This is a genomic window from Variovorax paradoxus, from assembly GCF_024734665.1.
Classification (GTDB): Bacteria; Pseudomonadota; Gammaproteobacteria; order Burkholderiales; family Burkholderiaceae_C; genus Variovorax.
This window is the reverse complement of the sequence record NZ_CP102931.1, coordinates 1,147,209-1,168,018: the sequence shown is the minus strand read 5'-3', so window position 1 is coordinate 1,168,018 and position 20,810 is coordinate 1,147,209. Positions and strand designations below refer to the sequence as shown.

The window sequence follows — 20,810 nt, the reverse complement described above, 5'->3', positions numbered from 1 at the left end:
AAAGGAAGCCACAGAAGATAGAAAGGAATCAATGGAATGAAAATGGCACCATTGATCCTCATACTCCCAACCTAGGGTTGCCAATCCATGGACAGCTTCAGCGGACTCGAATCCTTCGTACGCGCGGCCGACCAGCTGAGCTTTGCCAAGGCCGGCCGGCAGTTGGGCATCTCGGCCTCTGCGGTGGGCAAGAACGTCGCACGGCTCGAGCAGCAGCTCGGCGTGCGCCTCTTCAACCGCACCACGCGCCACACACGGCTGACGCAGGAGGGCGCGCTCTTCCACGAGCGCTGCCGCCGCATCCTCGACGAGCTCGACGATGCGCGCGCCATGATGCAAGACGCCGTCGCCGCCCCGCGCGGCCGCTTGCGCGTGAGCCTGCCGACCATCGGCTACCGCTTCCTGCTGCCGATCCTTCCGGACTTCAAGGCGCGCTACCCCGAGATCGAGCTCGACCTCGACTTCAACGACCGGCTGGTCGACGTGATCGCCGAAGGCGTCGATGTGGCGATCCGCAGCGGCGATCTGGTCGACTCGCAATTGGTCGCGCGGCGGCTGGGGCCGTTCCAGTTCGTGCTGGTGGCGTCACCGGCTTATCTCGAACGCCACGGCGTGCCGCAGGTGCCGGCCGACCTGATACAGCACGCCTGCCTGCGCTACAAGTTCGTGACCGGCGGCAAGGTCGAGGAATGGGACCTGCCCGGCCTGCCCACGCAGCTGCCGCCCGGCCTGCTGTGCAACAACATGGAAGCCATGCTGGGCGCAGCAGTGGCCGGCCTCGGCGTGGCCTACATGCCCGACTTCCTCGCGCGCGATTCGCTGTGCCGCGGCGAGCTTCAGCGCGTGCTGGCCACGCACCTCGTGCGGCAGGGGCAGTTCTCGGCGCTGTGGCCGTCGAGCCGGCAGTTGTCGCCGAAGGTGCGGGCGTTTGTGGACTTTGCGGGGGAGCGGATGTTCAGGGAGAAGGACATCGCTGGATTCATGGCGACGAGGTCAGGCTGAATTCGGCCCAGAATGAGGCCGATCAAAGGATCACATCGAAGACATCGTGAAGAAGGCCTTTTTCGAAACCCGCGAGTGCCTGCCCATTGCCCAGAACGGCGACGCCAAACTCACGTTGACGGACGCCCGAACCCATGAGGAACACGAGGATGCACTCGCTCTTCTCAAGGTTCTCGTACTCGGCAACCGTGAGATCGAGCAAGGCCACTTCCGGTCCGCGATCGACGTGTTCGCCGAGCTGGAAAAAGAAGATGCGTAAAGAGACCTGAAAAGCCCACTCATGCGGCGCAAGGTCAGCACCGCATGAGTCGGGCGGATTCTCAGCGCTGCCGTTATGCGGCTTGAGTGAGTTCACCGGCTGCTTGCCCGGCCACGGCGCTGGCAGGTGTCTCGACGGGCTTTGGGCTTTCCGTGATCGCCGGGTTCGCCGGTTCCGACTCCATGGCAATCGTTACTGGGGCGACCGGCGCCGCTTCAGCAGGCTTCACGCTCTCCGCAACCACTGGCTTCACAGGCTCCGCCTTCGCGGGTGCCGGCGCAACAGCAGGCACCGCTTCTGCAGCCTTGGCCGATTTAGCCAGCTTCGCGCCCTCCGCAGCCACCGGCCTCGTCGCCTCTGCCTTCACGGCCACCACGGGTTTCACAGCCTCAACTTTCACCGACTCACTCGCCATCCGGCTCAGCGCCAGTGCAGCTTTCAGCGGGAACAGCGTGCGCTCGTCGCCCTCCGCGGCATTGCTCACGGTGGTGCCGCTGGTCTCGCCGAGGCTGGCCGTGCGCACCGAATCGAGCCGGTGCGTCGGCACCATGAACGGCGAGTGCGTGGTGTAGATGATCTGGTTGCCGAAGTCTTTCTCGAAGTGCGCCAGCAGGTCGGCCTGCGAGTGGGGGTGCAGATGCAGGCCGGGTTCGTCCAGCAGCAGCACCGCGTCTTCCGCGCGTCCGCCCTTCGTGTCGGCGAAGAACGCTATGTAGAACGAGAAGAACCACTGGAAGCCGCGGCTGCGCTCGTCGAGGTTCACTTCGACCTCGTAGGCACCGTTCGGGTCGGACACCAGCGTGTCGAGGTATTGGCCGTCGAGGTTGAAGCGCACTTTCAGCGGGCGGTCTTTCCAGAGGCGGCGGATCTCTGCCGTCACCACCGAGCCGGCACGGTTGACGAGCTGGTTGCGCGTGGCCTGGTCGTTCTTTTCGAGCAGGTCGTGCAGCTTCTGCGGATCGAGCCCCGCGACCTTGCACAGCTTGCCGAAGCTCTGCTGCTCGGGCGTGAGCTGGCCCCAGCCCTGGCGCCCCAGGTACTCGGCGATGTTCTGGCGGCCGGGCAGTGCGGGGTATTCGTCGACGTAGACGAAGCGCGGCAGCTTCCCGATCACCCAGGCCTGCGCGCGGGCGAGCGCGGGCGTGTCGTTGGAGATGGACAGGGCCATGTCTTCCAGCTCGGCCAGCATCTGCTCCTGCTTGTCGCTGAGCTCGGCGCCCGCCACGGCCAGCGCCTTGCGCAGTGCCTGCGCCGCCTTGACTGCGCCCGCCGACCACTTGATGTAGTCGGGGCTCATGATCATTGCGGCGTCGAAGGCGTCGGCCTCCTGCTCGAGCGTGGCCTTCGCTGCTTCCTCGGCGACTTTTTCGGCGGCGGCCTTCACGGCCGGCACGATCTTGCGGACCTTGCCCTTGATGTCGCTCACGTCGAGCGACAGCGCCGTGAGCCCTTCGAGCCCGGCCCAGCGTGCCGTGCCATAGCCGCGAGCTGCGGTGACGTGGCGCACGCCTGCCGCGCGCGGCAGGATCTCGACAAGCTCCGCCTGCTCGCTCTCGTCCAGGCTCCAGCGCGTGAAGACGACCGGGGTGTCGCCGGTGCACTCTTCCAGGCGCCGGTGGCGGGGAAAGTCCTTGATGGGGCTGAGTTCGGCCAGGCCCTCTGCGGGGTTCAGGCTGTGGAGTGCGCGCAGCAGGTTCGATTTGCCGCTGTCATTTCGACCGAGGATCGCCGTGATCTGTGTGGAGTCGATGAGGCCGCTGTCGTTGATCGAGCGAAAGTTGGTGATCTGGAATGACGCCAAGCGCATGTAGAAAGATTCTTCCGAGTGAATTGAATACGGGGTCGGGGAATGTATTGCATTCCACGACCCCGTTCGGCTCGACCCCGAAGAAAAAAATGGCTACTCGGCAGCGCGTCGCAGCGTGTCGACCACCGGGCGCCGCAGCACATCGCGCAGGCCCCACCATCCCGCGCCCAACGCCAGCACCGCGCCGGCCAGCGCGCCCGCCACCGGCACGATGGGCGAGGCAGTCCAGGTGAACTCGAACACAAAGCGCGCCAGGGCCCAGCCGATCACCGAAGCCACGATGCTCGCGAGAAAACCCGCGAGCAGCCCGACGCCCACCAGCTCGGCGCGCTGCACCTGTCGCAGCAGGCTGGCGCGCGCGCCCACCGCGCGCATCACCGCGAACTCGCGCGCCCGCTCCTCGCGCGTGGCCGTCACCGCCGCGAACAGCACCACCAGCCCGGCCGCGAGCGTGAAGCCGAACAGGAACTCGACCGCCCGTATCACCTGGTCGAGCACGCGCTGCACCTGGTTGATGGTGGCGCTCATGTCGACGTTGGTCACGTTCGGGTAGCTGCGCACCAGTGCATTGTCGAAGCCCCGTGTCTCGGGCGCGCGGAAGGCGCCCATGTAGGTGGTAGGCACGTCGGCCAGCGAGGCCACCGTGTACATCACAAAGAAATTGGCGTGCATCGAGCCCCAGTCGACCTTGCGCAGCGAGGTGATGCGCGCCTCGTTCTGCATGCCGCCGATGTCGAAGCGCAGCGAGTCGCCGAGCTTGAGGCCCAGCGTTTCGGCCAGGCCTTCTTCCACGCTCACCTCGCCCGGCGCATCCGGCGTCCACTTGCCCGCGGTGATGGTGTTGTGCGCGGGCGCATTCACGCTGTTGCTCAGGTTGAACTCGCGGTCCACCAGGCGCTTGGCGCGGTCTTCGGCGTAGTCGTCGGGCGTCACGGGCTTGTCGTTGATGGCGATCAGCCGGCCGCGAATCATCGGGTACCAGTCGAACTTGCCCACGCCCGCGTCGCGCAGCGACTTCTGGAAGGCATCGCTCTGGTCGGGCATGACGTTGATGACGAAGCGGTTCGGCGCATCGGGCGGCGTGGCCTGGCGCCAGCTCGCGACGAGGTCGGTGCGCAGCAGCACCAGCAGCACCAGCGCCAGCAGGCCGACCGACAGCGCGCTGACCTGCACCACCGCGTACGCCGGCCGCGCCGAAATCTGCCGCGTGGCCAGCACCAGCCAGCGCGGCGCCGTCGTTTCGTTGACGCTGCGTCGCAGCACCTTCACCGCCAGCCAGCTCAGCAGCGCGAACACCGCCACCGCACCCGCGAAGCCGCCGACCGCGATCAGCCCCAGCTTGATGTCGCTGCTGGCCGCCATCAGCAGCGCCGCGAAGCCCGCCACGCCAACGCCCAGCACCGCGAGCGATGCCGGCTTGAGCCCGCCCACGTCGCGCCGGATCACGCGCAGCGGCGGCACTCGGGCCAGCTGCAGCACAGGCGGCAGGCCGAAGGCGAACAGCAGCGTGAGCCCCATGCCGAGCCCGAAGGCGACGGGCCACAAGGTGGCCGCCGGCAACGCGGTTTCGACCAGCCCCGCCAGCAGCAGCACGAACACGTAGTGCACCGCGAAGCCGATCGCCACGCCCAGCCCGCTGGCCCCGATGCCGATCACCGCGAACTCGAAGGAATAGGCCACGGCGATGGTGCGCTGGCTCTGGCCCAGCACCCGCAGCATCGCGCAGTCGTCGAGATGGCTGGCCGCGAAGCCGCGCGCGGCCAGCGCCACCGCCACGGCCGACAGCAGCGCCGCAAGCAGCGCGACCAGGCTCAGGAATTTCTCGGCGCGGTCCAGCGTCTGGCGCATCTCGGGGCGGCCGCCCTCGAAGGAATCGAGCCGCACACCGCGCAGCTCGCCTTTCTTGATGGTGGCGTCGGCCCAGTCGCTGAAGCGTTTCACCGCCGCGTCGCTGCCTGCCACCGCATAGCGATAGCCGACGCGGCTGGCGGGCTGCACGAGCCCGGTGCGCGGTACGTCGGCCTGGTTGAGCATCACGCGCGGAGAGAAGCTCATGAAGCCGGCGCCCCGGTCGGGCTCCAGCGTGATGACGCGGCCGACGCGCAGGCCGGTGTCGCCCAGCAGCAGCGTGTCGCCGACCTTGAGCGCGAGCGAGTCGAGCAGCGAGGCATCGACCCACACCTCGCCCGGCGGCGGAATGTCGCGCGTGACGGCGCCCTGCCCGTCGATGGTGGTGGAGGTCTGCAGGTTGCCGCGCAGTGGGTAACCAGCGGCCACGGCCTTCAGCGCCACCAGCTTGCTGGCGCCGCCCTGTGCGTCCCCGGCTCGCGCCATGGTCGGAAAGCCGTAGGTGCCGCTGCCTTCCAGGCCCAGCGATTTCGCCTGCGCCACGAAGGCCTCGGGCGTCGGGTTGTCGCTGACGATCACCGCGTCGCCGCCCAGCAGCTGGCGCGCGTCGCGCTTGAGCCCGCCCTGCAGGCGGTCGGCGAAGAAGCCGACAGCCGTGAGCGCGGCCACGGCCAGCACCACGGCAACGATCAACAGGCGCAGTTCGCCGGCGCGCAGGTCGCGCCAGAGCGTGCGCCAACCCAGGCGGAGGGAGGCATTCATGCGCGAACGATAGCCGACGCTCAGGGGCGCGGCTGGATTCAAGGGTTATTGCGCCCTTTCGGGCCTTGATCCCGACAGGATGCTGTCGCATGATGCGACAAACGTATCCCGTTTGTCGCAAACCGGGCACTCCCGGCAAGCGAAAAACGAGGCCATAAAAACAGCCCGTTGTCAGACCCGTCCTTCCCCAAGGAGTGTCGATGCCCCGATGTCAGCGTTTGCAGATCGTCGGCCTGTGCCTTGTCGCAGGCATGCTGGCGAGTGCCTGCGATCCCAAGGTCCCAACGCCGAAGGCCGACAGTGGCACCACCGGCGCGAGTCCGACGGGCATCAAGCCCGCCGAGTCCGGCGACAAGGTCGAATCCTCCGCTTCCCACAAAGGCCCGTCCGAAGGCGGCACAGCCATCGGCGGCATGAGCGGCCCGGGCGGTGGCGGCTCTTCCGGCGGCGCGGCGCCCGCGCCGAGCGGTGGCGACGGCACTGCGGCGCCCAAGTAGCGCGGCCAGCCTGATTCATTCAATCAATCAAGTTTCCCGGCAAAAAAAGAAGATCACGATGAAACACCCCACTTCACCGCTGCAGGAGGTCACGTCATGGACATGAACCGCCGGCAATTCTTCCGCGTCAGCAGCGCGGGGCTGGTCGGCTCCAGCATCGTGGCGCTCGGCTTCTCGCCGACCGCCGCGCTGGCCGAGGCCCGCAACTTCAAGCTCGCGCGCACCACCGAGACCCGCAACACCTGCCCGTACTGCTCGGTGGGCTGCGGGCTCATCATGTACAGCCTGGGCGACAAGGCGAAGAACGTGGTGTCCGACATCCTCCACATCGAGGGCGATGCCGACCACCCCGTGAACCGCGGAACGCTATGCCCCAAGGGCGCGGGCCTGCTCGACTTCGTGCACAGCCCCAACCGCCTGAAGTACCCCGAGGTACGCGAAGCCGGCAGCACCGAGTGGAAGCGCATCGGCTGGAACGAGGCGCTCGACCGCATCGCCAAGCTGCTCAAGGCCGACCGCGACGCCAACTTCCAGACCACCAACGCCGAGGGCAAGACCGTGAACCGCTGGACCAGCAGCGGCATGCTCTGCGCCTCGGCCTCGTCCAACGAAACGGGCTACATCACGCACAAGGCATTCCGCTCGACCGGAATGCTGGTGTTCGACAACCAGGCACGCGTTTGACACGGACCTACGGTGGCCAGTCTGGCCCCGACGTTCGGACGCGGTGCGATGACCAACCACTGGCAGGACATCCAGAACGCGGATGTCGTGCTGATCATGGGCGGCAATGCCGCGGAGGCGCATCCGTGCGGCTTCAAGTGGGTCATCGAGGCCAAGAAGCAGAACAAGGCGCGCCTTGTCGTGGTCGATCCGCGCTTCACGCGCTCGGCCGCCATGGCCGACTACTACGCACCGATACGCGCGGGCTCGGACATCGCGTTCCTCGCAGGGGTCATCAACTACCTGCTGGGCAACGACAAGATCCAGACGGAGTACGTGCGCAACTACACCAACGCGCCGTTCATCGTCGGGCCTGACTACAAGTTCGAGGACGGCCTGTTCAGCGGCTACAACGCCGAGAAGCGCAACTACGACCCCAAGTCGTGGAACTACGCGCTCGACGAGCAGGGCATGGCCAAGGTCGACATGACCATGCAGGACCCGCAGTGCGTGCTGCAGGTGATGAAGCGGCACTACTCGCGCTACACGCCCGAGCTGGTGAGCCGCATCACCGGCACGCCGCAGGACAAGTTCCTGAAGGTGTGCGAGTACATCGCGAGCACCAGCACGTCCACGCGCACCATGACCATCATGTACGCGCTGGGCTGGACGCAGCACAGCCAGGGCTCGCAGATGATCCGCACCGGCGCCATCGTGCAGCTGCTGCTGGGCAACATCGGCGTACCCGGCGGCGGCATGAACGCGCTGCGCGGCCACAGCAACATCCAGGGCCTGACCGACCTGGGGCTGCTGTCGAACTCGCTGCCCGGCTACATGTCGCTTGCGCGTGACAGCGAGCAGACGCTGGACGTCTACTACAAGACCCGCGCGCTGAAGCCGCTGCGTCCCAACCAGATGAGCTACTGGCAGAACTACCCGAAGTTCTTCGTCAGCATGCAGAAGGCGTGGTGGGGCAACGCGGCCACGGCGGAGAACGAGTGGGCCTTCCACTACCTGCCGAAGATCGACAAGCTCTACGACATCCTGCAGGCCTTCGAGCTCATGAACCAGGGCAAGCTCAACGGCTACATCTGCCAGGGCTTCAACCCGGTGGGCTCGTTCCCGGACAAGAAGAAGATCGTCGATGGGCTGTCCAAGCTCAAGTTCCTCGTCACCATCGATCCGCTGATGACGGAGACCAGCGAGTTCTGGCGCAACTTCGGCGAGTTCAACGACGTCAAGACCACCGACATCCAGACCACGGTGTTCCGCCTGCCTTCCACCTGCTTCGCGGAGGAAGACGGCTCGCTCACCAACTCCAGCCGCTGGCTGCAGTGGCACTGGAAGGGCGCGGAGCCGCCGGGCGAGGCCAGGGGCGACATCGAGATCATCGCGGGCATCTTCAACCGCATTCGCACGGCCTACGCGAAGGACGGCGGCGCGTATCCCGACCCGATCGTCAACCTCACCTGGCCCTACAAGATTCCGCACTCGCCTTCCGCGCAGGAACTGGCGATGGAATACAACGGCCGTGCGCTGACCGACCTGCTCGACCCGAAGGACCCGACCAAGCCGCCAACAGCCAAGGCTGGCGAGCAGCTCTCGGGCTTCGGCCTGCTGCGCGACGACGGCAGCACCGCCAGCGGCTGCTGGATCTACAGCGGCGCATGGACGCAGGCCGGCAACCAGATGGCGCGGCGCGACAACGCCGACCCGTACGGCATCGGCATGGTGCAGAACTGGGCGTGGGCCTGGCCCGCTAACCGGCGCATCCTTTACAACGGCGCCTCGACCGATCCGGCCACCGGCAAGCCGTGGATCGCCAAGCGCGGCCTCATCGCGTGGAACGGCAAGCAGTGGACCGGCGCTGACGTTCCCGACATCCGGCCCGACGCGAACCCGACAGAAGCCGACGCGGTGCGCCCCTTCATCATGACGGCCGAGGGCGTGGCGCGGCTCTTCGCACCAACGGGCATGGCCGAAGGGCCGCTGCCCGAGCACTACGAGCCCTTCGAGTCGCCGCTGGTCAACAACCTGATGCACCCGAACAACGAGAAGGCGCGCGCCAACCCCGCGGCGCGCATCTTCAAGGGCGACCTCGAGCGTCTCGGCGTGCCGAAGGACTTCCCGTACGTGGCGACCAGCTACCGGCTCACGGAGCACTTCCATTACTGGACCAAGAACGTGCGCACCTCAGCCATCATCCAGCCGCAGCAGTTCGTCGAGATCGGCGAAGAACTGGCGAAGGACAAAGGCATTGCCAATGGCGACATGGTGAAGGTGTCGAGCAAGCGCGGCTTCATCAAGGCCGTGGCGTTGGTCACCAAGCGCATCGTCGGGCTGCAGGTCGATGGCCGCACCGTGCACACGGTGGGGCTGCCGAACCACTGGGGCTTCGTCGGCGTGGCCAAGCCGGGGTATCTGGTAAACACGCTCACGCCCTTCGTGGGCGATGCGAACACGCAGACGCCCGAGTACAAGTCGTTCACCGTGAACATCGAAAAGGCCTGAGCGATGTCCTCACTTCAAACCCTCGACATCGCCGCCCGCTCGGCCACGACTACGCCGTCGCCCGACATCCGCAGCCGCCCGCAGGTGCAGCAGGTGGCCAAGCTGATCGACGTGTCGACCTGCATCGGCTGCAAGGCTTGCCAGGTCGCGTGCATGCAATGGAACGACCTGCGCGACGACGTGGGCACCATGCACGGCACCTACGACAACCCGATCGATCTCACGCCTTCCTCATGGACGGTGATGAAGTTCTCCGAGGTGGAACCCGAGGCCGGCAAGCTCGAATGGCTGATCCGCAAGGACGGCTGCATGCATTGCGACGACCCGGGCTGCCTGAAGTCGTGTCCGGCGCCGGGTGCCATCGTCAAGTACAGCAATGGCATCGTCGACTTCATCAGCGAGCATTGCGTGGGCTGCGGCAACTGCGTCACCGGCTGCCCCTTCGACGTACCGCGCATCAGCAAGGCCGACAACAAGGCCTACAAATGCTCGCTGTGCTCCGACCGAGTTGGCGTGGGCCTGGAGCCGGCATGCGTCAAGGCCTGCCCCACGGGCGCGCTGCATTTCGGCACCAAGGAAGACATGCACGAGTACGCCTCGGAACGCATCGTCGACCTGAAGGAGCGCGGCTTTGCCAACGCCGGTGTGTACGACCCGGCCGGCGTGGGCGGCACGCATGTGATGTACGTGCTGCAGCATGCCGACCGCCCCGGCCTGTATGCCGACCTGCCCAAAGACCCGCACATCAGCCCGCTGGTGTCGCTGTGGAAGGGCGTGGCCAAGCCACTCGCGATGGTCGCCATGATCGGCGCCGTGGTGGGCAGCTTTTTCCACTACATGAAGACCGGCCCGATCGAGCCGAAGGACGAGCACCCGGATGCCGACCGCGACGGCAAGCCCGACGACGTGGTGGTGATCGAAGAGCCGCCCACCTCGCCGCCATCCACCGCACCCCGCGCATGAGGAGAAGAACGCGATGACACGCTACTACCTTCGCCGCTACCGCGACGCCACGCGCATGAACCACTGGTTCGTCGCGATCATGTTCTTCGCGGCCGCGCTCTCGGGCCTGGCCTTCTTCCACCCGAGCCTGTTCTTTTTGAGCACGCTGTTCGGCGGCGGGCCATGGACGCGCATCCTGCATCCGTTCATGGGCCTTCTGATGGTGCTGGGCTTCGTGTTCCTGTTCTTCACGATGTGGCGCGAGAACATCCTCGACCGCACCGACCGCGAGTGGATCGCCAACGCGCCGAAGATGCTCAAGGGCGACAAGTCGAGCATGCCGCCGGTGGGCAAATACAACGCCGGGCAGAAGCTGGTGTTCTGGGCCTTCGGCATCAGCCTGCTGCTGCTGTTCGTGACCGGCTTCATGTTCTGGAGCCCGTGGTTCGTCGGCTTCTTCCCGATCCTCGTGCGGCGCATCGCGGTGGTGGTGCATTCGGTGTCGGCCGTGGTGCTGATTCTTTCGGTCATCACGCACATCTACGCGGCCATCTGGGTCAAGGGCACGCTGCGCGCGATGACGCGCGGCACCGTCACGGAGGGATGGGCCAAGCTCAACCATCCTCTGTGGCATCGCAAAATGACGCGAGGTGAGTGATACTGCCCCGATGACGAGTTCCACCGGCAGCCCACCGCCGATCCGGACCACCCGCATCCTCGATCCCGAACAGATCGCGATGCAGGCCGGACGGCAGATGCCGTTCCTGCGTTTGCCGGTTCGGTCCCTCGTGTTCTCCGACAGGCAATTGCGGCTGCGCCAGCTCGCGGCTTCGCATTCGATGCGGGAGTACCTGATCTTCATCGCCGATCTTGCGCAGGCGCAGCACCAGGTGCTGCAGGACTACGCACCGGTCACGTTGCCCGAATCCGATTCGCTCGAAGCCGCATCGAAGGTGCTGAAACCGCCGATGCCCGCTTTCGGCTGGACGCGCGATCCGGTGTGGCTGCAGGAGCTTCGCCGTCTGCTCGGCCTCTTCCGCGCACGGCTGCCCGAAGGCCCCGCGCGCGACACGCTCGACCGTGTGGTGGCGACCGATGATGCGTGGATCAACGAGCAGGCCGACCGGCTCTCGCGCCGCATCATGTTCGGCCTCGACCTCGCAGCCGCACCATTGATTGCCGCAGGACTGCAGGCCTACTGGACGCAGCTCGTGCTGCAGGTGGCCGACCGCGAAGGCGAGAACATCTTCGGCCGCACCGACCCCGGCAACGAATGCCCCTGCTGCGGCAGCGTGCCCACCGTGAGCATCACGCGCATCGGCGCCGACGAAGCGGGCTTTCGCTACCTGCACTGTTCGCTGTGCAGCACCGAGTGGCACTACGTGCGCATCAAGTGCACGCACTGCGAGAGCACCAAGGGCATTCACTTCGAATCGCTCTCCCCGCAACCTGGCGTGGAACTGCCAGCCACCGGCGCGCGCGAAGGCGCTGTCAAGGCCGAGTGCTGCGACAGCTGCGGCCACTACCTCAAGCAGATCGCGATGGAAAAAGACCCCGAGGTCGAACCCGTCGCAGACGACCTCGCCAGCGTCACGCTCGACCTGCTGGTGTCCGAAGCCGGCCATCAACGCAGCGGCCACAACCTGATGCTGCTGTTCGGCGACCCCGAGATCCCCGACGACGGCGGAGGCGGCTGATGGCAGCGCCCGAAGAGTCCGTGGTCCACGGCTCGACGGCAAGGCCCCAGGATCTGCCTTCTGTCGATCAACTGCTGCGCCTCGCCGTGCCGGGCGCATTGCTGGCCGAGCATGGCCATACGCTAGTGGTGAAGGAAGCACGGGCCCTGCTCGAAGGGCTTCGCGCGCGGGCCCTGGCCGGCAAGCTGATGGTCACCGAGGTGCGGCACGACGCACTTGGCGATGCGCTTGCAGCGCGCATCCAGGCCCGCCTCGCACCGCGCATGCGCGCCGTGCTCAACCTCACCGGCACCGTCATCCACACCAACCTCGGCCGCGCGCTGCTGGCCGACGCGGCGCTGCAGCGGCTGCTCGCGGTGATGACATCGCCCAACAACCTCGAATACGACCTCGCCACCGGCAGCCGAGGCGACCGCGATTCGCTGGTCGAAGAGCTGCTGTGCAGCATCACCGGCGCCGAGGCCGCCACGGTGGTCAACAACAACGCGGCGGCCGTGCTGCTCACCATCGCGGCATTGGCGCGCGATCGCGAAGTGATCGTCTCGCGCGGCGAGCTGGTCGAGATCGGCGGCGCCTTCCGCATGCCCGACGTGATGGCCAGCGCGGGCGCGCGCATGGTCGAGGTCGGCACCACCAACCGCACGCATCCGCAGGACTACGAGCGCGCCATCAACGAACACACGGCGCTGGTGATGAAGGTGCACACCAGCAACTACGCCGTGCAGGGCTTCACCGCCGCCGTCGACGAAGCCACGCTCGCCGGCATCGCGCATGCACGCGGCGTGCCGCTGACGACCGACCTGGGCAGCGGCTCGCTGGTCGACCTCGCGCACTACGGCCTGCCGCGTGAGCCGCTGCCGCAGGAGATGCTTGCGGCCGGCTGCGACGTGGTCACCTTCTCGGGCGACAAGCTGCTGGGCGGTCCGCAGGCCGGGCTCATCGTCGGCAGCAAGGCCGCCGTGGGCCGCATCCGCAAGTTTCCGATGAAGCGCGCGCTGCGCATGAGCAAGCTGCCACTGGCCGCGCTCGAAGCCACGCTGTCGCTGTACCTGCGGCCCGAGCGTCTTGCGCAAGACCTGCCGACGCTGCGGCTGCTTACGCGCCCCGCCGATGCGATCCGCAAGATGGCCGAGGCGTTGAAGGCGCCCGTGCAGGCGGCGGTGTCGCCACGCTTCACCGTCGAAGTCGTGCCGCTGCTCGGGCAGATCGGCTCCGGCTCTCTGCCTGTCGAGCGACTGCCCTCGGCCGGCCTTGCGCTCGCGCCGGCCGGCACATCGAAGAAGGGCACGGGCACTGCGCTCGACGCCCTCGCCACCGCGCTGCGCGGCCTGCCGCTGCCGGTGATCGGCCGCATCGCGGAAGACCGCCTCCTGCTCGACCTGCGCTGTCTCGAAGACAGCGCGTCCTTCACGGCCCAGCTCGGCGTACTGCGCGAGCGGCTTCAGTAGATCCCTCAACCCACCTGTCTGGAGAAAGCGATGAATCCCCTCGAAGTGCTCGCCGGTATCGAAACGCAAACGCTGCAGCCTTCGGCCCAGCGCACCGACAGCGAGGGACGCTTTCCACGAGAGACGATCCAGGCGCTGGGCCAGGCCGGCCTGCTCGGGCTGGTGTCGGCCACATCGGTCGGCGGCCAGGGCCTGGGCCTGAAGGAAGCCGCGCAGGTGGTGTCGCGCATCGCGCAGACCTGCCCGTCCACCGCGATGGTCGTGTGCATGCACTACTGCGCCACGGCCGTGCTCGAACAGCAAGGCCCCGAGGCCGTGCGCCGTGCGATTGCCGAGGGCAAGCACCTGAGCACGCTGGCCTTTTCGGAAGCGGATTCGCGCAGCCACTTCTGGGCGCCCACCGGCACCGCCCGTGCAGATGGAGCGAACGTGGTGCTCGACGCACGCAAGAGCTGGGTTACGTCCGCCTTCGAAGCCGACAGCTACGTGTGGTCGAGCAAGCCGCTCGCGGCCGAAGGCGCCAGCACGCTGTGGTTGGTCGACGCGAAGTCCGACGGCCTGAGCCAGCCCGGCCGCTTCGACGGACTGGGGCTGCGCGGCAACGCCTCCACGCCGATCACCGCGAAGGATGTGCGCATCGCGGCCAGCGCCCGGCTCGGCGAAGACGGCAAGGGCTTCGACACCATGATGGGCGTGGTGCTGCCGTGGTTCTCGGTGCTCAGTGCCGCGTGTTCGACCGGCCTGATGGAAGGCGCCTTGAGCCGTGCCATCGGCCATGTGAGCCAGACGAAGCACGTGCACCTCGATTCGTCGCTGGCCGACCTGCCGACCATTCGCGCCTACCTTGCGCGCGCACGCATCAAGACCGACATGGTGCAGGCGCTGCTCGACGACACCGTGGCCGCCATCGGCGCTGGCCGCCCCGACACCATGCTGCGCGTGCTCGAAGTGAAGGCGGCCGCAGCCGAAGCCGCGCTCGAAGTGACCGACATCGCCATGCGCGTGTGCGGCGGCGCGGCCTTCCGCAAGGAAGCCGGCATCGAGCGGCTGTTCCGCGATGCGCGCGCCTCCAGCGTGATGGCGCCGACCTCCGACGTGCTGTACGACTTCATCGGCAAGGCCATCACCGGCTTGCCTCTGTTTTGAGGAACCGCGCCATGTCCGAACCGACGCTGATCATGGGCGCCGTGGCCTACGCGCCCAAGGTCGTCACTATCTGGGAGGGCTTCAAGGCCTTCTTCGTGAAGAACGGCCTGCCCTTCGACTACGTGCTGTATTCGAACTACGAAAGCCAGGTCGAGGCGCAGTTCGACGGCACGCTGCACCTGGCGTGGAATTCGCCGCTGGCCTGGGTGCGCGCCGAGCGCATCGCGCGCAGTCGTGGCCAGCAGGTACAGGCCGTGGCGATGCGCGACACCGATTGCGACCTGCGTTCGGCCATCGTCGTGCGTGCCGATAGCACGGTGCAGTCGCTGGCCGATCTGCGCGGCAAGACCATCGGGCTGGGCGCGCTCGATTCGCCGCAGGCCACGCTGATCCCGCTCGACCACCTGCGCACCGAAGGCCTGGTGAAGTCGCGCGACTTCCAGGTGCGCTACTTCGACGTGCTCGGCGGCAAGCACGGCGACCACATCGGCGGCGAGCGCGATGCGGCTCTTGCGCTGATGGCCGGCGAGGTCGACGCCTGCTGCCTGATCGACGGCAACCACCTGGCCTTCGGCCTCGACGGCACGCTGCCATCGGGCAGCACGCGCGTGCTCGCGCGCACCGGGGCGTACGACCACTGCAACTTCACCACCAGCCCCGGCGCACCGGCCGCATTGATCGACCGCTTCGTGTCGCTGCTGATGGCGATGCGCTGGGACGACCCGCAGGTGCGCCCGCTGCTCGAGCTTGAAGGCCTGCGCGAATGGCGCGCAGGCCGCACCAGCGGCTACGCCCTGCTCGAACGCGCGGTGGACGACGAGCACTTCTACGACGGCGATGGCCGCATCACCAACCCCGACTATCGATATTGAGTCGCTGGGCCTCGACCAGGGCGCCCTGCTGCTCATTCGCCGCGCGCTGGCTGAAAGGCCGGTGGGCGGCGAGCTGCGCGTGCGCGGGCAATCGCCGGACTGGCGGATGCACCTGGAAGCGTGGTGCCGCAGCCAGGGGCATCCGCTGCGCTTCGAAACGGCGGAGGAGGCCACTGTCACGCGCGGCCCGCATGCCGAAGGCCGCTGGCTCGGCGCGCAATCGACCGGCTTCGCGCAGGGCGATGCCAACGGCGCGCCCGCCGAGGACGCGGCACCCGGCTGGGGCCTGGCGGCGCGCGGCGCCACAGTGGAGGCCGGCAGTCCGCCCTTCTTCTTCGCCCTGTACCGCCGCGACGAAGTGTGGGCCGCGACGGCGGGCGAGCTCTACCGGCAGGCCGCAGCAGCCCAATGGGACCCGGGCACGGCCATCGACTGGGACGCGCCCTTCGATCTGCCGCTCGCCGTGGAGGCAGCGGTCGTGCAGGTGATGACCTACCTGATCGAGAACGAGAACGCCGCGCTGCTGGTGCCGGCGCGCCATCTCGGGCAGATCCATCCGCACTTCCGCGAGGTGCTGCAGTTGCTCGCGCTGCAATGCTCGGACGAAGCGCGGCACGTCGAAGTCTTCACGCGCCGCGCCACGTTGCGCGGCCATCAGCCCGCGCTGTCGACGGCCGGTGGGCAGGCTTCGCTGCGCACGCTGTTCGATGCGCCCGATTTCTCAGTCGCCACCTTCCTGCTGGCTGTGCTCGGCGAGGGCAGCTTCGTGAACCTGCTCAACTTCCTGCAGGCGAACGCGCCCGACCCGGTGACGCGGCAGATCGCGCGGCTGACGGCGCGCGACGAGGCACGTCACGTTGCCTTCGGCATGGCGCACCTCGAATACCGGCTCTCGGTGCAGCCCGACTACCAGGCGCGACTGCGCAACGCCATCGAGGTGCGCTACGACACGCTGGCCAGCACGGCGGGCCTCAACGAGGAAGTGTTCGACGCACTGGTGCTGCTGGCCGCGGGCGAGTTGTCGCCGTCCGCCGTCGCGCGCGGCCACGCGGCCGTGCAGCAGCTGCAGCGCGACATGGCGGCCGGCCGCCGCGCCCGCCTCGCGCGGCTGGGCTTCGACCGCGACGAGGCGCAGCGGCTGTCCGATCTGCACACCCGCAACTTCATGTGACGACACGCCCACGATGATCATCGGCACCGCAGGCCACATCGACCACGGCAAGACCACGCTGGTGCGCGCGCTCACCGGCGTCGACACCGACCGGTTGCCCGAGGAAAAGCGGCGCGGCATTTCCATCGAGCTGGGCTATGCGTACCTGCACGCGCCTGATGGCGTGTCGCTCGGCTTCGTCGACGTGCCGGGCCATGAGCGCCTGCTGCACACCATGCTGGCCGGTGCCACCGGCATCGACCATGCACTGCTGGTGGTGGCCGCGGACGACGGTGTGATGCCACAGACGCGCGAGCATCTCGCGGTAGTGGCGCTGCTGGGCGTGCGCGAGGCGACTGTGGCCATCACCAAGATCGACCGCATCGACGAGGCTGTGCGCGAAGCGCGGCTTGCCGAGGTGCACGCGGATATCGCCGCGCTGCTCGCGCCCACGCCGCTGGCGCAAGCGCCCATGCTGGCGGTGTCGGCGACGACCGGCGAAGGCATCGATGCGTTGCGCGAACGGCTGCTCGACGTGGCGCGCCAGGAGCACGCGCGCGAAGACGACCTGGCGTTTCGCCTTGCCGTCGACCGCGCCTTCACGCTGTCGGGCGTCGGCACCGTCGTTACCGGTACGGTCTTCAGCGGCACGGTGCGCATCGGCGACGAACTGCACGTGGTGCCTGGCGACCGCACAGTGCGCGTGCGCGGTATCCATGCGCAGAACCAGAAGGCCGAATCGGCGCACGCGGGGCAGCGCTGCGCGCTGGCACTGGCCGGCGTCACCAAGGACGAGATGCATCGCGGCGACTGGGTCTGTGCACCGGCCATCGCGCTTGCCACCGACCGCATCGACGTGCTGCTCACGCTGTGGCCCGACGAGGCCAAGCCGCTGCGCTCGGGCGCGACGGTGCACGCACACCTCGGCGCCAGCGACGTGATGGCGTCGGTCGCACTCCTCGATCGCGACGCGCTCGCGCCCGGCGAGACGGCCTTTGCTCAATTGGTGCTGCGAGAAGCAATCGGCGCATGGCATGGCGACCGCGGCGTGCTGCGCGATGCCTCGGCCACGCGCACCGTGGCCGGCGTGCGCGTGCTCGACCCATTCGCGCCAGTGCGCTATCGCCGCACACCCGAGCGCCTGCGCACGCTGGCGGCATGGGCCATCGACGACCGCGATGCGCGCGTGGCCGCGCTGCTGCACAACGCGCCACTGGGCGTCAATACCGCGCGGATGGCGCGCGCTCTCTCGCTGGCCGATGAAGACGCGATGCCGCTGCCCGGCGATGCCGTACGCATCGATCACACGGCCATCGCGCAAACGCATCTGGACGTGCTCGAAGAACAGATCGCCGGTCGCCTCGCGGACTTCCATCGCGCCGCGCCCGACGAGGTCGGACCCGATGCGCGCCGCCTCAAGCGGCTGGCCGGGCCACGCACGGACGACTCGCTGTGGCGACATGCGCTCGATGCGCTGGTCGCGCGCGGTGCGCTGGTGCGCAGCGGCACCTGGCTGCATCTGCCCGATCACGCGGCGCGCCTCGGTGAAGCTGAGCAGAAGCTCGCACAGAAGCTATTGCCCAGGCTGGCCGAGGGCGGCTTCGATCCGCCATGGGTGCGCGATCTTGCGAAGGACTGCTCGGTGAGCGAGCCGATGGTGCGGCAAACGCTCGCGAGTCTCGCGCGACGTGGCGAGGTCTTTCAGGTGGTGAAGGACTTGTACTATCCGTTGGCAGCCATCGAGCGGTTGGCGGCGTTAGCGCGCGATTGCCTCGATGGCCCTGAAGGCTTGCAGGCCGCGAGTTTTCGCGATGCAACGGGGCTGGGACGCAAGCGCGCGATCCAGTTGCTGGAGTTTTTTGACCGTGTGGGCTATACGCGGCGTGTGAAGGACACGCACCTGCTGCGGCCCGATACGTCGTTGTTCGGGGCGAGGCCGTGAACGACAAGAGTCATGGGAGGGGATCGTCCCTGGTGGGGCGGCTGGGCTTCAAACCCAGTGGGTGGCGCCAGTCGTCGCCGGGAAGGTTCGACTCCTTCCCCCTTCCGCCGTCGAGCGGGCATTCGCCTGCTGCGCGGTCCGATCTTGCACCTGCGATGCTCGACGTACCCATGTACGTCTGCGCTTCTCGGCGCAAGCTCGAACCGCTCGCGACGGCGACCGCCCACTCGACGAGTCGGCATAGGACCGCTCTGTCAGGGCACCACGCGCAGCGAGGGCTCTCCCGCCTCGACACGGCCGATGACAGCCGCTTGCCCAAAGCCTTCATCACGGAAGATCTTCAGCACCGCATCGACCGCTTCGGGCGCGCAGCTCACGAGCAAGCCGCCCGAGGTCTGCGGATCGCTCAGCAGGTTCTGCACGGTGGCATGCAGGCCGGCGGCCAGCTCCACGTCGGCGCCGTAGCCGGCCCAGTTGCGCCCCGAGGCACCGGTGACCATGCCCTCGGCGGCCATCACCACCACGTTGTCGAGCAACGGCACCTTCGACCATTCGACCACCGCCGTGAGCCCCGCACCACGCGCCAGTTCGAGCGTGTGGCCGGCCAGGCCGAAGCCGGTGACGTCGGTCAACGCATGCACGCCGCCCAGGGCCGACAGCGCGATGCCGGGCGTGTTGAGCTTCGTCGTGTTCTCGATCAGCTGGCGGTAGCCGGTCTCGGAGAGCTGTTCTTTCTTGAGCGCGGCCGACAGCACGCCAACGCCCAGCGGCTTGCCCAGCACCAGCACGTCGCCCGCCTTCGCATCTGCATTGCGCCGCACGCGGTCGGGGTGCACGAGGCCCATGGCGACGAGCCCGTAGATCGGTTCGACCGAATCGATGGTGTGGCCGCCGGCAATCGGGATGCCGGCCGCGCGGCACACGTCCTGCCCGCCGCGCACGATCTCGGCGATGACTTCGACCGGCAATTGGTTGATCGGCATGGCCACCAGCGCCAGCGCCATGATCGGCCGCCCGCCCATCGCGTAGACGTCGCTGATCGCGTTGGTCGCGGCGATGCGGCCGAACTCGTAGGGGTCGTCCACGATGGGCATGAAGAAGTCGGTGGTCGCGATCAGCGCCTGCTGGTCGTTGAGCCTGTAGACCGCCGCGTCGTCGGCGGTCTCGATACCCACCATGAGCTCGGGCGGGATCATGCCGCCCGCATGGTTCTTGAGGATCTGCGACAGCACGCCGGGCGCGATCTTGCAGCCGCAGCCGCCACCATGCGAAAAACTCGTGAGGCGCAAAGGCGCGAGCGGGTTCATGAGCGTTGGGTTCATGGGCTGATTATCGAAGCGGCCCTGCTTTCTACAATCCCGTCCTTTCCTATCCCGCACGTCCTCGAGGCACATCCATGAAGAAGACTCTCACCCAGGTGGCGCTCGCGCTGGCCTTTTCCGCCGCCAGCTTCGGCGCCCTCGCCCAGGGCGTGCTGCGCGTCTCGGCCATTCCCGACGAGGCCCCCACCGAGCTGCAGCGCAAGTTCACGCCGCTGGGCGACTACCTCAAGAAGGAAACCGGCATGGACGTGCAGTTCACGCCTGTGACCGACTACGCCGCCGTGGTCGAGGGCCTGGCCACCAACAAGATCGACCTGGCGTGGCTCGGCGGCTTTACTTTCGTGCAGGCGCGCATTCGCACCAACGGCGGCGCGGTGCCGATCGTGCAGCGTGCGGAAGACGAAGTGTTCACCAGCAAGTTCATCGTGCCCATCGACAGCCCCGCCAAGACGCTGGCCGACCTGAAGGGCAAGACCTTCGCCTTCGGCGCACCCTCGTCCACCTCGGGCAGCCTGATGCCGCGCTACTTTTTGCTGCAGGCCGGCATCAACCCCGAGAAAGACTTCAAGACGGTCGCGTTCTCAGGCGCGCACGACGCCACGGTGGCCTTCGTGGCCGCATCGCGCGCCGAAGCAGGTGTGCTCAACGCATCGGTGTGGGACAAGCTGGTCGAGTCGAAGAACCCCAACGCCGCCAAGGTGCGCGTGCTGGCGACCACGCCGACCTATTACGACTACAACTGGACGGTGCGCCCGGGGCTCGATGCGGCCATCACGAAGAAGCTGACCGACGCGTTCCTGAAGCTCGATCCGGCCAACCCGGCGCAAAAGGAAATCATGGCGCTGCAGCGCGCGAGCAAGTTCATTCCGACCAAGTCGTCGAACTACGACGGCATCGAGACGGCGGGGAAGTCGGCGGGTTTGATCAAGTGAGTTTGCGCGG

Annotated in this window: 16 protein-coding genes and 1 tRNA gene; 13 read left to right on the top strand and 4 right to left on the bottom strand. The window is 67.5% G+C overall.

Translation table 11 applies throughout. The features are described 5' to 3' along the window. The first annotated feature begins 87 nt into the window (after window positions 1-87). Entirely contained in the window at window positions 88-1,002 is a 915-nt protein-coding gene (locus NWF24_RS05555) for a LysR family transcriptional regulator (protein ID WP_258353323.1), read from the top strand. 22 nt (window positions 1,003-1,024) lie between these two features. On the opposite strand, the gene NWF24_RS05550 is transcribed toward NWF24_RS05555, so the two are convergent. The 3 genes from NWF24_RS05550 to NWF24_RS05540 form a co-directional block, all read right to left on the bottom strand. Next, entirely contained in the window at window positions 1,025-1,357 is a 333-nt protein-coding gene (locus NWF24_RS05550; protein WP_258353322.1) for a hypothetical protein, read from the bottom strand. Continuing rightward, window positions 1,335-3,068, bottom strand: coding sequence for an ATP-dependent nuclease (locus NWF24_RS05545; RefSeq protein WP_258353321.1), 1,734 nt, complete (start codon window positions 3,066-3,068; stop codon window positions 1,335-1,337). Before NWF24_RS05545 ends, NWF24_RS05550 begins: the two co-directional genes overlap by 23 nt. Before the next feature lie 93 nt (window positions 3,069-3,161). Beyond that, on the bottom strand, window positions 3,162-5,678 hold the full coding sequence (locus tag NWF24_RS05540) for an ABC transporter permease (RefSeq protein WP_258353320.1): 2,517 nt from the start codon (window positions 5,676-5,678) through the stop codon (window positions 3,162-3,164). A 200-nt stretch (window positions 5,679-5,878) separates the two neighbouring features. Here NWF24_RS05540 and NWF24_RS05535 point away from each other — a divergent pair, with 200 nt between their 5' ends. The 11 genes from NWF24_RS05535 (at window position 5,879) to NWF24_RS05485 (ending at window position 18,653) form a co-directional block, all read left to right on the top strand. Continuing rightward, on the top strand, window positions 5,879-6,175 hold the full coding sequence (locus tag NWF24_RS05535) for a hypothetical protein (protein WP_258353319.1): 297 nt from the start codon (window positions 5,879-5,881) through the stop codon (window positions 6,173-6,175). Between the two features lie 96 nt (window positions 6,176-6,271). Beyond that, on the top strand, window positions 6,272-9,349 hold the full coding sequence (gene fdnG / locus NWF24_RS05530; RefSeq protein ID WP_258353318.1) for a formate dehydrogenase-N subunit alpha: 3,078 nt from the start codon (window positions 6,272-6,274) through the stop codon (window positions 9,347-9,349). A 3-nt stretch (window positions 9,350-9,352) separates the two neighbouring features. After that, entirely contained in the window at window positions 9,353-10,312 is a 960-nt protein-coding gene (fdxH, locus tag NWF24_RS05525) for a formate dehydrogenase subunit beta (RefSeq protein WP_258353317.1), read from the top strand. 13 nt (window positions 10,313-10,325) lie between these two features. Next, window positions 10,326-10,949, top strand: coding sequence for a formate dehydrogenase subunit gamma (locus NWF24_RS05520; RefSeq protein ID WP_258353316.1), 624 nt, complete (start codon window positions 10,326-10,328; stop codon window positions 10,947-10,949). Window positions 10,950-10,959: 10 nt separating this feature from the next. Then, window positions 10,960-11,988 (top strand): formate dehydrogenase accessory protein FdhE, encoded by a 1,029-nt coding sequence (fdhE, locus tag NWF24_RS05515; RefSeq protein ID WP_258353315.1) that lies wholly within the window; start codon window positions 10,960-10,962, stop codon window positions 11,986-11,988. After that, window positions 11,988-13,436, top strand: a complete 1,449-nt coding sequence (gene selA / locus NWF24_RS05510; RefSeq protein WP_258353314.1) for an L-seryl-tRNA(Sec) selenium transferase — start codon at window positions 11,988-11,990, stop codon at window positions 13,434-13,436. The genes fdhE and selA overlap by 1 nt, the downstream gene beginning before the upstream one ends. 30 nt (window positions 13,437-13,466) lie before the next feature. After that, window positions 13,467-14,582 (top strand): acyl-CoA dehydrogenase family protein, encoded by a 1,116-nt coding sequence (locus tag NWF24_RS05505; protein ID WP_258353313.1) that lies wholly within the window; start codon window positions 13,467-13,469, stop codon window positions 14,580-14,582. Between the two features lie 11 nt (window positions 14,583-14,593). Then, window positions 14,594-15,454: a phosphate/phosphite/phosphonate ABC transporter substrate-binding protein gene (locus NWF24_RS05500; protein ID WP_258353312.1), complete on the top strand. Its 861-nt coding sequence runs from the start codon at window positions 14,594-14,596 to the stop codon at window positions 15,452-15,454. Continuing rightward, window positions 15,420-16,625, top strand: a complete 1,206-nt coding sequence (locus NWF24_RS05495) for a ferritin-like domain-containing protein (protein WP_258353311.1) — start codon at window positions 15,420-15,422, stop codon at window positions 16,623-16,625. Before NWF24_RS05500 ends, NWF24_RS05495 begins: the two co-directional genes overlap by 35 nt. Before the next feature lie 13 nt (window positions 16,626-16,638). Next, window positions 16,639-18,546, top strand: coding sequence for a selenocysteine-specific translation elongation factor (selB, locus tag NWF24_RS05490; protein WP_258353310.1), 1,908 nt, complete (start codon window positions 16,639-16,641; stop codon window positions 18,544-18,546). Window positions 18,547-18,560: 14 nt separating this feature from the next. After that, window positions 18,561-18,653 (top strand) — tRNA-Sec (locus tag NWF24_RS05485). 147 nt (window positions 18,654-18,800) lie between these two features. Here NWF24_RS05485 and selD read toward each other — a convergent pair. Continuing rightward, window positions 18,801-19,868 (bottom strand): selenide, water dikinase SelD, encoded by a 1,068-nt coding sequence (gene selD / locus NWF24_RS05480; RefSeq protein WP_258353309.1) that lies wholly within the window; start codon window positions 19,866-19,868, stop codon window positions 18,801-18,803. Between the two features lie 74 nt (window positions 19,869-19,942). On the opposite strand from selD, the gene NWF24_RS05475 reads away from it, so the two are divergent. Then, window positions 19,943-20,800, top strand: coding sequence for a putative selenate ABC transporter substrate-binding protein (locus NWF24_RS05475; protein WP_258353308.1), 858 nt, complete (start codon window positions 19,943-19,945; stop codon window positions 20,798-20,800). The last annotated feature ends 10 nt before the right edge of the window (window positions 20,801-20,810 follow it).

Coding starts and splice junctions, on each gene's coding strand:
- NWF24_RS05555 (WP_258353323.1), top strand. CDS start 88: ATGGACAGCTTCAGCGGACTCGAATCCTTCGTACGCGCGGCCGACCAG.
- NWF24_RS05545 (WP_258353321.1), bottom strand. CDS start 3,068: ATGCGCTTGGCGTCATTCCAGATCACCAACTTTCGCTCGATCAACGAC.
- NWF24_RS05540 (WP_258353320.1), bottom strand. CDS start 5,678: ATGAATGCCTCCCTCCGCCTGGGTTGGCGCACGCTCTGGCGCGACCTG.
- NWF24_RS05535 (WP_258353319.1), top strand. CDS start 5,879: ATGCCCCGATGTCAGCGTTTGCAGATCGTCGGCCTGTGCCTTGTCGCA.
- fdxH (WP_258353317.1), top strand. CDS start 9,353: ATGTCCTCACTTCAAACCCTCGACATCGCCGCCCGCTCGGCCACGACT.
- NWF24_RS05520 (WP_258353316.1), top strand. CDS start 10,326: ATGACACGCTACTACCTTCGCCGCTACCGCGACGCCACGCGCATGAAC.
- fdhE (WP_258353315.1), top strand. CDS start 10,960: ATGACGAGTTCCACCGGCAGCCCACCGCCGATCCGGACCACCCGCATC.
- selA (WP_258353314.1), top strand. CDS start 11,988: ATGGCAGCGCCCGAAGAGTCCGTGGTCCACGGCTCGACGGCAAGGCCC.
- NWF24_RS05505 (WP_258353313.1), top strand. CDS start 13,467: ATGAATCCCCTCGAAGTGCTCGCCGGTATCGAAACGCAAACGCTGCAG.
- NWF24_RS05500 (WP_258353312.1), top strand. CDS start 14,594: ATGTCCGAACCGACGCTGATCATGGGCGCCGTGGCCTACGCGCCCAAG.
- NWF24_RS05495 (WP_258353311.1), top strand. CDS start 15,420: ATGGCCGCATCACCAACCCCGACTATCGATATTGAGTCGCTGGGCCTC.
- selB (WP_258353310.1), top strand. CDS start 16,639: ATGATCATCGGCACCGCAGGCCACATCGACCACGGCAAGACCACGCTG.
- selD (WP_258353309.1), bottom strand. CDS start 19,868: ATGAACCCAACGCTCATGAACCCGCTCGCGCCTTTGCGCCTCACGAGT.
- NWF24_RS05475 (WP_258353308.1), top strand. CDS start 19,943: ATGAAGAAGACTCTCACCCAGGTGGCGCTCGCGCTGGCCTTTTCCGCC.